Origin of the sequence: Asanoa sp. NPDC050611, from assembly GCF_040654855.1 — a bacterium.
Classification (GTDB): domain Bacteria; phylum Actinomycetota; class Actinomycetes; order Mycobacteriales; family Micromonosporaceae; genus Asanoa.
Genome location: NZ_JBFAIU010000245.1, coordinates 1 through 11,543 on the forward strand (window position 1 = coordinate 1; position 11,543 = coordinate 11,543).

11 protein-coding genes are annotated in these 11,543 nt (G+C 71.0%); 10 read left to right on the forward strand and 1 reads right to left on the reverse strand.

Annotated features, from left to right (window positions below):
* Positions 1-12: 12 nt before the first annotated feature.
* From murD to AB0H87_RS29465, 10 genes are all read left to right on the forward strand, one after another.
* Complete coding sequence (gene murD, locus AB0H87_RS29420; protein ID WP_360152669.1) at positions 13-1,371, forward strand: UDP-N-acetylmuramoyl-L-alanine--D-glutamate ligase; 1,359 nt, start codon at positions 13-15, stop codon at positions 1,369-1,371.
* A gap of 39 nt (positions 1,372-1,410) precedes the next feature.
* On the forward strand, positions 1,411-2,709 hold the full coding sequence (locus AB0H87_RS29425; RefSeq protein WP_360152642.1) for an aspartate aminotransferase family protein: 1,299 nt from the start codon (positions 1,411-1,413) through the stop codon (positions 2,707-2,709).
* Positions 2,710-2,874: 165 nt separating this feature from the next.
* Entirely contained in the window at positions 2,875-3,798 is a 924-nt protein-coding gene (locus tag AB0H87_RS29430) for a MurR/RpiR family transcriptional regulator (protein WP_360152645.1), read from the forward strand.
* Positions 3,798-4,547 (forward strand): SIS domain-containing protein, encoded by a 750-nt coding sequence (locus tag AB0H87_RS29435; RefSeq protein WP_360152648.1) that lies wholly within the window; start codon positions 3,798-3,800, stop codon positions 4,545-4,547. Before AB0H87_RS29430 ends, AB0H87_RS29435 begins: the two co-directional genes overlap by 1 nt.
* Before the next feature lie 27 nt (positions 4,548-4,574).
* Complete coding sequence (ngcE, locus tag AB0H87_RS29440; RefSeq protein WP_360152651.1) at positions 4,575-6,014, forward strand: N-acetylglucosamine/diacetylchitobiose ABC transporter substrate-binding protein; 1,440 nt, start codon at positions 4,575-4,577, stop codon at positions 6,012-6,014.
* Positions 6,015-6,028: 14 nt separating this feature from the next.
* On the forward strand, positions 6,029-6,940 hold the full coding sequence (locus AB0H87_RS29445) for a sugar ABC transporter permease (RefSeq protein ID WP_360152654.1): 912 nt from the start codon (positions 6,029-6,031) through the stop codon (positions 6,938-6,940).
* Between the two features lie 7 nt (positions 6,941-6,947).
* A complete protein-coding gene (locus AB0H87_RS29450) occupies positions 6,948-7,865 on the forward strand; it encodes a carbohydrate ABC transporter permease (protein WP_360152657.1) in 918 nt (305 codons plus the stop codon).
* Positions 7,866-7,896: 31 nt separating this feature from the next.
* On the forward strand, positions 7,897-9,567 hold the full coding sequence (locus AB0H87_RS29455) for a bifunctional 3'-5' exonuclease/DNA polymerase (RefSeq protein WP_360152672.1): 1,671 nt from the start codon (positions 7,897-7,899) through the stop codon (positions 9,565-9,567).
* Between the two features lie 120 nt (positions 9,568-9,687).
* On the forward strand, positions 9,688-10,305 hold the full coding sequence (locus AB0H87_RS29460) for an NTP transferase domain-containing protein (protein WP_360152660.1): 618 nt from the start codon (positions 9,688-9,690) through the stop codon (positions 10,303-10,305).
* A 48-nt stretch (positions 10,306-10,353) separates the two neighbouring features.
* Positions 10,354-10,578, forward strand: a complete 225-nt coding sequence (locus AB0H87_RS29465) for a hypothetical protein (protein ID WP_360152663.1) — start codon at positions 10,354-10,356, stop codon at positions 10,576-10,578.
* Here AB0H87_RS29465 and AB0H87_RS29470 read toward each other — a convergent pair.
* On the reverse strand, positions 10,575-11,444 hold the full coding sequence (locus AB0H87_RS29470) for an MBL fold metallo-hydrolase (RefSeq protein ID WP_360152666.1): 870 nt from the start codon (positions 11,442-11,444) through the stop codon (positions 10,575-10,577). The two genes, AB0H87_RS29465 and AB0H87_RS29470, sit on opposite strands and share 4 nt — an antisense overlap.
* Between the last annotated feature and the right edge of the window lie 99 nt (positions 11,445-11,543).

An 11,543-nucleotide genomic window follows, 5' to 3' on the forward strand; every position in this document is an offset into this window, starting at 1 on the left:
CAGCTCACCAGCATGCGGACGGCGCTCGTGCTGCTCTTCCTGCTGGCCGACCTGCAGGGGCGCCGGGTGGCCGTGTGGGGCACCGGCCGGGAGGGCCGGGCCGCCGTGCTCGCGATCGCCGCGCACCGCCCGGCGAGCCTGGTCGCGGTCGACGACAGCGGCAACTTCCTCAGCCTGCCCTGGGAGGCCGAGCTGGCGGCCGCCGCCCCGCTCACGGACCGTTACGAGGCGCTCGCGGACGCCGACGTCGTCGTGCGCTCGCCGGGCGTGCCGCAGACCCATCCGTGGATGATCAAGCTACGCGCGGCGGGCGTCCCCGTCACCCAGGGCACCGCGCTCTGGATGGACGACCACGCCGACCGCACGGTCGGCGTCACCGGCAGCAAGGGCAAGAGCACCACGTCGAGCCTGGTCAGCCACCTGCTCACGGCGGTCGGCCGGCCGAACCTCTACGGCGGCAACATCGGCGTCCCGGTGCTCGACCTGCCCGGCGACGCGGACCAGTACGTGCTGGAGCTGTCCAGCTACCAGTGCTCCGACCTGACCGTCTCGCCGGCGGTCGCCGTCGTGACCGCGCTGTTCCCGGAGCACCTCGACGCGCACGGCGGCGAGGAGGAGTACTACCGCGACAAGCTCAACATCGTCGCCCACGGACCGAAAGCGATCATCTACAACGGTGCCGACCCGCGCCTCGCGCCGCGCCTGCGCGACCGGCCGGAGGCCATCGCGGCCAACGTCGAGGGCGGCTTCCGGATCGACGGCGACGACGTGGTCGCGCCCGACGGCACGAAGCTGTTCGAGCGCGCCGCCCTCAACCTCGCCGGCCGGCACAACGCCGGCAACCTCTGCGTCGCCCTGGCCGTGCTGACCGCACTCGGCATCGACTCCACCGCGAAACGCGACGATCTTCGGGCCGCCGCGCGGAGCTTCCAGCCGCTCCCGCACCGGCTCGCCGAGATCGCCGACCCGTCCGGCCTCACCTTCGTCGACGACACCCTCGCGACCAGCCCGCACGCGACGACACACGCGATCGACGCGTACGAAGGCCGGCCGTTGACCGTGATCGTCGGTGGCAACGACCGCGGCGTGGACTACACCGTGCTGCGCGACCACCTCGAACGGCTCGACGCGATCACCGTCCTCGGCATCCCCGACAGCGGCCCGCGGATCGTCAACGCGCTCAAGGGGCTCGACAACGTGCGCGCCGAGGTGGTCGAGGACCTCGGGCGAGCGGTGCGCCGGGCGCGCGAGCTGACCCCCGCCGGCGGTGTCGTGCTGCTGTCGCCGGGCGCGCCCAGCTACGGCCGCTTCCGCAACTTCGAGCACCGCAGCCAGGCGTACGCGGAGGCGATCAAGGAATCCGCCTCCTGACGAGGCCCAACCATGCCCACGGTGTGCTAGACCGTGAGGATGACGAGCACCGACGACCTGCTGGCCCGGCACCGTGCCGTGATGCCGAGCTGGATGCCGCTCTACTACGCCGAGCCGCTCGAGATCGTGTCCGGGTCCGGGCGCCGGGTCACCTGCTCCGACGGCCGCACGTACCTCGACTTTTTCGGCGGCGTGCTGACCACCATGGTCGGCTACGACATCCCGGAGATCACCGAAGCGGTCGAGAAGCAGCTGCGCACCGGGGTGGCGCACACCTCGACGCTCTACCTGATCCGGGCGCAGGTCGAGCTGGCCGAGAAGATCGCCCGGTTGTCCGGCATTCCGGACGCGCGGGTGTTCTTCACCAACTCGGGCACCGAGGCCAACGAGGCCGCGCTGCTGATGGCCACCAACTACCGGCGGTCCAACCAGATCCTGGCGGTGCGCAACAGCTACCACGGCCGGTCGTACGCCGCGATGGGCATCACCGGCCACCGCGGCTGGTCCTCGAGCTCGCTGAACCCGCTGCAGGTGAGCTGGCTGCACTCCAGCGACCGGATGCGCGGCCTGCTGTCCCGGCTCGGCGCCGACGAGCACGTCGACGCGGCCGTCGACGACCTGCGCGAGGTGCTCGCGACGCAGACCGCGGGTGACGTGGCCGCGCTGATCGCCGAGCCGGTGCAGGGCGTCGGCGGTTTCGTCGCCGGCCCGGACGGGTTGTTCGGCGCGCTGAAGAAGGTCCTGGACGAGACGGGCATCCTGCTCATCTCCGACGAGGTGCAGACCGGCTGGGGCCGCACCGGCGACCACTTCTGGGGCTACCAGGCCCACGGCGTCGTGCCGGACCTGCTCACCTTCGCGAAGGGCATCGGCAACGGGTACGCCCTGGCAGGCGTCGTCGGCCGCGCCGACGTGGTCAACGAGGTCCCGGCGATCTCCTTCTCCACGTTCGGCGGCAACCCGATCTCGACGGCGGCCGGCAACGCCACCCTCGACTACGTCCTCGACCACGACCTCCAGGCCAACGCGGCCCGGATGGGCGCGATCCTGCTCGACGGCCTGCGCGAGCAGATCGGCGACAACCCGATCGTCGGCGAGATCCGCGGCCGGGGCCTGATGCTGGCCATCGAGCTGGTCCAGCCGGGCACCACGGTGCCCGACGTGCCGGCGACCCTGCGGGTGTTCGAGGCGTGCCGGGCCAACGGCCTGCTGGTCGGCAAGGGCGGTCTCTACAACAACGTCCTGCGGATGGGCCCACCGCTCACGCTGACCGAGGAAGAGGCCCGCGAGGCCCTGAACATCCTGGTCAACGCGATCCGGGAGGCATCCGCCGCCTAACCTTTACCGTTTCGAAACCCCGCCGGCGCAGGCTGCCCGGCGGGGTTTCGCGTGCATGTCGGCGCGTAACAGTTTGAAAACTTCACCCAGAGCCTTGACACGGAGGTGGCTTTAGTAAGAACTTTTACCACTAACAGTTAACACTCCTTCCGAAAGGCGGGTCCCATGATCGAGCGCGAGGCCGACGTGACCGCGACCGCGGTCGTGGATGCCTCGCCCGCCGACGGGGTCCTGCTCCGGGTGCGCGCGGGCCTTCCGGAGTTCACCGGCGCGTTGCAGCGGGTGGCCGAGCAGGTGCTGGCCGACCCGGCCGCCGCCGCCCGGGCGACGATCGTCGAGCTGGCCGAGCGCAGCGGCACCTCGCCGGCGACGATCACCCGGTTCTGCCGGGCGCTGGGCTTCGACGGCTACGCCGACCTGCGGCTGGGCATCGCCGCCGAGACCGGCCGGGCCCGCTCCGCGGGTTGGACGTTCGACATCGGGCGCGAGATCCAGCCGACCGACCCGCTGGACCGTGTGCTCGGCCAGATCATGGCCGCCGACACCCGGGCGATGCACGACACCGCCGCGCTGCTGGACCTGGCCGAGGTCGAGCGGGCCGCCGACGCGATCGCCGGCGCCAGCCGGGTCGACATCTTCGGCGCCAGCGGCAGCGCGCTGGTCGGCGAGGAGATGCAGTTCAGCCTGCACCGCATCGGCGTCGCCGCGTGGGCCTGGACCGACGTGCACAACGGGCTGGCCAGCGCCGCCCTGCTGCGCCCCGGCGACGTCGCGCTCGGCGTGAGCCACAGCGGCGGCACGCGGGAGACCATCGAGATGCTCGCCGAGGCCGGCAGCCGCGGCGCCACGACGATCGCGCTGACCAGCTTCCCGCGCTCGCCGCTGGCCGAGCTGGCCGACGTCGTGCTGCTGACCGCCGCGCAGGCCACCACGTTCCGGCCCGACGCGCTCTCTGCCCGGCACCCGCAGCTGGTCGTGCTCGACCTGCTCTACATCGCCGTCGCGCAGCGCACCCACGACCGCGCACACGCCTCGTTCCAGCGCACCGCGCAGGCGGTCGACGGGCACAAGAAGGGCGGTGCGCTGTGATGGTCTCCGCGCGCGACTACGCCGACGCCGTGCTCCCGCTGCTCGACGGCCTGCTCGACGCCCAGGCCGACGGGCTGGAGCGCGCCGCGGACCTGATCGCCGGCAGCCTGCGCACCGGGGGAGTGCTGCAGGCGTTCGGCGCCGGCCACTCCGCGGCGTTCGCCGCGGACCTGGTCGGCCGCGCCGGCGGGCTGGTGCCCACCAACCGCCTCGACCTCCACGACCTCGTGCTGCACGGCGACGCGCACCGCGACGTGCTCGGCGACCCGAAGCTCGAGCGCGACCCGGGCATCGCGCACCAGATCTACGCGCTGGCCCGGCCGCAGCCGCAGGACGTGTTCGTGGTGGCGTCGCAGTCGGGGATCAACGGCTCGGTCGTCGAGCTGGCGGCCCTGGTCAAGGAGAACGGTCACCACCTCATCGCCGTCACCTCGGTGGCGCACACGAACCGGGTGGCACCACGCCACCCCTCCGGTCGGCGGTTGGCCGACCTCGCCGACGTCGTGCTGGACAACGGCGCGCCGTACGGAGACGCACTGCTGCCGACGCACGACGGCGGCACGGTCTGTGCGGTCTCGTCGGTCACCGCTGCGCTGCTGGCGCAGTTGTTGACCGCCGAGGTCGTACGACGGTTCCACCAGCTCGGAGAGGTGCCCCCTATCTACCTCTCCGCGAACGTCCCCGGTGGGGACGCGCACAACCACGCCCTCGAATCGCGGTACGCCGGTCGTCTCCGGCGCACCGCTTGACCCCGATCTATGAATCGAGGAGACAAGATGTCGCAACTCCCCGACAGCACGTCGGATCTCAGCCGCCGGACACTGCTGCGCGGTGCGGCGGCCGCCGGTCTGCTCGTCGTCCCGGCCACCGGCCTGCTCTCCGCCTGTGCGACCGGCGGTGACGACACCCCGGACGCTCCGGCCGCCGGTGGTGAGAAGTCCGCGAACAACCCGCTCGGCGTGAAGGAAGACGCCCAGCTCGAGGTCGTCATCTTCAACGGCGGCTACGGCGAGAAGTACGCCACCGACGTGCACGAGCCGCTCTACAAGAAGGCCTTCCCGAAGGCGACCGTCAAGCACTCGTCCACGCAGGAGATCTCCACCATCCTGCAGCCGCGCTTCGCGGCGGGCGACCCGCCGGACTTCGTCAACAACTCCGGCACCAAGCTGATGGACTTCGGCGCGCTGGTCGCCGACCAGCAGCTGGCCGACCTGACCCCACTGTGGGACGCGCCGTCGGTCGACGACCCGGCGAAGAAGGTCCGCGACACCGTCGTGGCCGGCACCGTCGAGGTCGGTTCGTTCAACGGCAAGCCGCACGTCCTGTACTACGTGTCGACGGTGTTCGGCCTCTGGTACTCCGGCAAGCTCTTCAAGGACAAGGGCTGGACCGTGCCGGACAACTGGGACGCGTTCCTGACGCTGCTCGGTGACATCAAGAAGGCCGGGATCATCCCCTACGCGTACGCCGGCAAGAACGCGCCGTACTACCAGTACAACGTGATCCTCACGCACGCGGCGAAAATCGGTGGCGCCGACGTGCTGAAGAACATCGACAACCTGGAAGACGGTGCCTGGAAGGTCGACGCGATCAAGCAGGCCGCCGAGGCCTGGGGCTCGCTGATCGGCAAGGGCTTCATGGACAAGAGCCACGAGGGCCTGATCCACACCGAGGTGCAGCTCCAGCAGAACCAGAACAAGGTGGCGCTCTACCCGTCGGGTGACTGGCTGGAGGGCGAGCAGGCCAAGACCACGCCGCCGGGCTTCGAGTACACGATGGCGACGCTGCCGGGCCTGACCTCGGGCGACAAGATGCCGGCCGGCACGCTGCGGGCGACCGCGGGTGAGGGCTACGTCGTCCCGGCCAAGGGCAAGAACGTGCAGGGTGGCATGGAGTACATGCGGCAGATGCTGTCCAAGGAGGGCGGCCGCGGTTTCACCGAGGTCGTCAAGGCGCCGACCGTGGTGGTCGGGGCGTCCGAGGGCTACGCTTTCCCGCCGGGTGTCGCCAGCTCCCAGAAGGCGCTGGCGTCAGCCGGAGCCAACGTCGTCAACATCTTCTTCGACGGGTGGTACAAGGACCTCGAGACCGAGTGCCGCGTCGCCACCAACGAGCTGATGTTCGGCCGGATCAACGCCGACCAGTTCTGCGAGCGTCTGCAGAAGAAGGCCGACGCAACGAAGAAGGACGACGCCGTCACCAAGTTCAAGCGCTGACGGGAGCATAGGCAATGCGGCATGGCAAGTACCCGTTCGTCATCGGGTTCCTGGCGGCACCGGTAGCGCTCTACGCCATCTTCGTGGTGGCGCCGGTCATCCAGGCCTTCCAGTTGTCCTTCACACAGTGGCGGGGTTTCGCGGCGCCGAAATGGATCGGCCTCGGGAACTACCGCACGATGTTCGAGGACGACAAGTTCTGGAAGGCGCTCCAGCATCACGCGATCCTGCTGATCTGCCTGCCGCTCATCACCATCGCCATCGCGCTCTTCTTCGCGTTCCTGCTCAACGTGGGTGGCCGGTCACGGGCCGGCGTCATGACCGGGATCTGGGGGTCGAAGTTCTACCGGGTGGTGTTCTTCCTCCCCCAGGTCCTGGCCGTGGCCATCATCGCGGTGCTGTTCCAGACGGTCTACCGGCCCAACGAGACCGGCCTGATCGACGGCGTGCTGATGAAGCTCGGCCTGGATCCGATCTTCTTCCTGGTCAACCCGAACATCGCGCTCTGGTCGATCCTCGGCGTGCTGGTCTGGCAGGCGGTCGGCTTCTACGTCGTGCTGTTCTCGGCGGGCATGTCGTCGATCCCGACCGACATCTACGAGGCCGCCGCGATCGACGGCGCCACGAAGTTCACGCTGTTCTTCCGGATCACGCTGCCGCTGCTCTGGAACACGGTCCAGGTCGCGTGGGTCTACCTGGGCATCGCCGCGTTCGACTGCTTCGCGCTGGTCAACGTGCTCTCCATCGGCAACGACGGCGGGCCGGACGGTGCGACCACGGTGCTCGCGGTCGAGATCTACCGCAACATGCAGACCAGCAAGTACGGCTACGCGTCCGCGCTGGGCGTGGCGCTGTTCTTCCTGACCATCACGTTTGCCGCGTTGACGCTTCGGGTCTCCCGGCGCGAGAACGTCGAATACTCCTGAGGTCACGATGACGACTCTGCAGACTTCCGAGACGCCGCCCGCCCCGGCGGAGACGCCCAAGGCGGGCAGGCGCGGTCGTGGCCGCGGTGGCAGGTCCGAGGTCCGGATGCTGACCAGCCTCGCCCACATCGCGCTGCTGGTCTGGGCGATCATCGTCCTCGCGCCGATCCTGTGGACGTTCCTGTCCTCGTTCAAGAGCGTCGAGGAGATCTTCAGCAGCCCGTGGACGCTGCCGGCGCAGCTCCGCTGGGACAACTTCGAGCGGGCCTGGACCACGGCGCACGTCGGTCGCTACCTGCTCAACAGCGTCCTGGTCGTGTCGCTGTCGACGGCCGGCACGATGCTGCTCGGCTCGATGGCGGCCTACGTGCTGGCCCGCTACAAGTTCTGGTTCAACCGGCCGATCTACTTCCTGTTCGTGTCGGGCCTGGCGTTTCCGGTGTTCCTGGCCCTGGTGCCGCTCTTCTTCGTGGTGAAGAACCTGGGCCTGCTCAACAGCTACACGGGCCTGATCCTGGTCTACATCGCGTACTCGCTGCCGTTCACGATCTTCTTCCTGTCGGCGTTCTTCAAGACGTTGCCGAACACGGTCGCCGAGGCGGCGATCATGGACGGTGCCGGCCATGTGCGGCTGTTCTTCCAGGTCATGATGCCGATGGCCCGCTCCGGGCTGGTCAGCATCACGATCTTCAACATCATCGGCCAGTGGGCGCAGTACCAGTTGCCCGTCGTGCTGATGTCCGGCGACCGCGAGAAATGGGTGATCACCCAGGGCATCGCCGACATCTCGGTGAACGCCGGTTTCGAGGCCGACTGGGGCGGGCTGTTCGCCGCACTGACGCTGGCGATCCTGCCGATGATCCTGGTGTACGGCATCCTGCAGCGACAGATCCAGGCCGGCCTGACGTCCGGCGCCGTCAAATAGTGTCGGACCGCTGAGGTCTAATGACCTCGTGCTGGTCGCGGCGGTTCCGGGGGAGGGCGGTTCGGGTCGGCTCCTGCCGCTCGACGACGGGGGCCGCCCAGCCGGCGCCGCCGCGACCGTGCCGTCACTGGCCGCCGCGGTGGCGTCCCTCGAGTCGAAGCGACCGCGCTGGATCTGGCCCGCGACGCAGCTGGTCTATCCGGGGCTGCTCGCCGCCGGGGTGCGGGTCGAGCGGTGCCATGACGTCGAGCTGACCGAGGCCCTGCTGCTGGGGTCGGCCGGCTCGTGGGGTTCGCCGCGGTCCGTCGCGGCCGCGCTGGCGCGGCTGCGCGGCACGCCGGTGCCGCCGGATCCGCCGCCCACGACGGCCTCGCCGCCCGGCGGTGGCCAGGGCGAGCTGTTCGCGCCACCGGCGGCCACGCCGGCGGTGACGCTCGAAGACCTGGTCGCGGTCTACGCCGACCAGCGCGCGCGGATGGCCGCGGTGCCCACCCCGCCAGGGCGGTTCCGCCTCCTGATCGCGGCGGAGTCGGCCGGCGCCCTCGTCGCGGCCGAGATGGGCGCCGCCGGGCTGCCGTGGCGTGCCGACGTGCACGACGCCCTGCTCCGCGAGTTGCTCGGCGCCCCGTCCGCGGTCGGCGGCCCGCCCGCGCGCCTGGTCACCCTGCTGGCCGAGATCGCCGACGCGTTCGGCGTGCGCTCGCTGCATCCGGAGTCGCCCGGCGAGCTGCTCAAGGCGTTCCACCGGGCCGGCGTCGACGTTCCCAACACCCGCTCGTGGACCCTCCAGCACGTCGACCATCCGGCGGTCCGCCCGGTGCTGGCCTACAAGGAGCTCTTCCGCATCTGGACGGCACACGGCTGGACGTGGCGCGACGCCTGGGTGCACGACGGCCGCTTCCGACCCGAATACGTGCCGGGCGGCGTGGTCTCGGGCCGGTGGGCGACCCGCGGCGGGGGAGCGCTGCAGATCCCCAAGGTGGTGCGCCGGGCGGTGGTGGCCGACCCGGGCTGGCGCCTGGTGGTCGCCGACGCGGCCCAGCTGGAGCCCCGGGTGCTGGCCGCCGTCTCCGGTGACGCCCGGCTGGCGGCTGCGGGCCGGGCGGGCGACCTCTACGCGGCGCTGGCGGCCGACGCCTTCGGCGGCGACCGGGCGAAGGCCAAGGTGGCGCTGCTGGGCGCGATGTACGGTCAGACCGGCGGCGCGGCCGTCCCGGCCCTGGCGGTGCTGCGCGGCCACTATCCGACGGCCTTCAACTACGTCGAGGCGGCGGCCCGCACGGGCGAGGGTGGTGGTCTGGTCCGGTCGTGGCTGGGCCGCACGTGCCCGCCGTCATCGGTCTCGGTGTCGCTGGCGGAGTCGGGCTACGAGACCGGCGGTGGTGGCGCCGGCGCCCCGGACGGCGCCCGGGCCCGCGCCCGCGGCCGCTTCACCCGCAACTTCGTCATCCAGGCCACGGCCGCGGAGTGGGCCCTCGCGCTGCTGGCGACGCTCCGCACGGCCCTGGCCGGCACGGCGGCGGAGCTGGTCTTCTTCCAGCACGACGAGGTGCTGGTGCACTGCCCGGCCGAGCAGGCCGACGAGGTGGTCGCGGCCGTCCACGCGGCGGGTGAGCGCGCGACCCGCACGCTGTTCGGCGAGACCGAGGTCCGTTTCCCGATGGAGGCGGTCGCGGTGGAGAGCTACGCGGAGGCCAAATGACGGCTTCCGTCGCCCTGACAAGGGCCAAAACCCACTAAGACTACGTCGGATACGCGACTGCCGGGGTGCGTGGGGCTGGTGGGAGTGGTGAGACTACCTACCGTATCGATTCGCTCGCCTATGGCGGAGGCTGGCGTGGGTCGGATCGCGGGAATCGTGGTGGCTGCCGGCGGCGGGCGGCGCATCGGCGGACCGGAAGCGTTGCTCCAGCGGGGAGACGCGCTCCTGGTCGACGAGGTGTGCGGCATCGCCCAGGAGGTCGGCTGCGCGCCGCTCATAGTCGTGCTGGGCGCTGCGGCCAACCAGGTGCGCGCCGCGGCGCGGCTCGCTGACGCGCGCGTGGTCGTCGACAAGGCCTGGGGGACCGGCCTCGGGTCCAGCCTGCGGGTCGGGCTCGAAGCGCTCGACGGGGTCGACGTCGACGCCGCGCTCGTGCTCACCGTCGACATGCCCGGCGTCACCGTCGAGGCCGCCCGGCGGGTCGCGCTGCTGCCGCACTCCGGCGCGCTCGTCTGCGCCACCTACGACGGGCTGCGCAGCTACCCCATGTTGCTCGGCCGCCGACACTGGTCCGGTGTCGCCACGCTGGCCAAGTCCGACGTCGGCGCGCGTCCCTACCTCCTGGCGCACAAGACCGAGATCGTCGACATCGCCTGCGACACGGTCGCCGACGGGCACCGGATCGACAAGCCCGACCAGATGGGTCTCTTCGGGCTCACCCGGGCGGCCGGGGAATGATCCCGAAACACCGCATCCACGGCGGGCAGCCGGGGTAGGTAGGAAGGCATGGCCGAGACAAACCCCGAGAAGCACGACCAGGACGAGCCGGAACAGCCCAACGAGCCCAACGAGTTCGGCTTCGCGGGCGGCGCCACCGGGCCTGAGCCCAACCTCTCCGAGGACGAGGTCTCCGAAGGTGAGGAGATCGCCGTCCCGGCCGGGGACATCACCGGCGCCATCGTGAGCGCGATCGAGGGCCACGACGACGAGGACGAGGAGAACAGACGCTAGAGCTCGAAGCGCGTCCCGACCGTGTTCGGCCGGGTCGCCGCGGGCAGCGCCGCCGCCAGCGCCTGCTGCGCCTGCCACGACGTGCAGTGCGACGGCACGAGCAGCGCCGGGCGCTCGGCGGCCAGCGCGGTCACCGTCTCGTCGACCACCGGGCCGGAGCGCAGGTGGAAGCCGCCCAGCACCGCGTACACGTCCGGGATCCCGGTCAGGCGCTTCGCGTACCGCACGATGTTGACGACGCCCGCGTGCCCGCAGCCGGTCAGGATCACCAGGCCCTTCCCGGCCACGTGCAGCACGAGCGCCTGGTCGTCGTGGATCAGCGGGTCCGGCTCCCACGCGCCGTCGACGAAGGCCTGGTGGTTCGGGATGCCCTGCTCGAACGGCACCGTCCGGTCGACCTCGCCGGTCACCAGCAGCATCCCGTCGAGGAGGTACGACGGCTGCCGCCCCTCGATGATCTCGAAACCCACGCCCTCGACCGCGGCCCGCGACGGGATCGGCAGCTCGAAGGCCCGATCGGGGCCTGACACCAGACGCCGCTGCCGCCAGAAGTCGGGGTGCAGATAGACCGGCATGCTGGTGCGGCCCAGCCGCCGGACCAGGCCGTCGAGCCCCATCACGTGGTCGAAGTGCCCGTGGCTGAAGACGATCGACTCGAACGAGTCCGGCCGCAGCTCCAGCCGGTCCAGGTTGCCGATCAGCCCGTCCGGCGTGACGCCGGCGTCGAACAGGATCCGCCGCGCGGCGCCGTCGACCCGCAGCTCCACGAGCGCGGAGAAGCCGTGCTCGGCGCGCAGCCCGTCGACCGTCTGCCCGGTCACCGAGATCAGGTCGGGCTGCGGCGCAGCCCGGCCGCCGGTGCCCACCGCTCCCCACCGCCGGCATCCCGAGGTCGCCGGCGCGCACCTGGTCACCGAACGGACCCTCGACAGGTTCGTTCTCCACGACCTCGTGCACGCGTACGC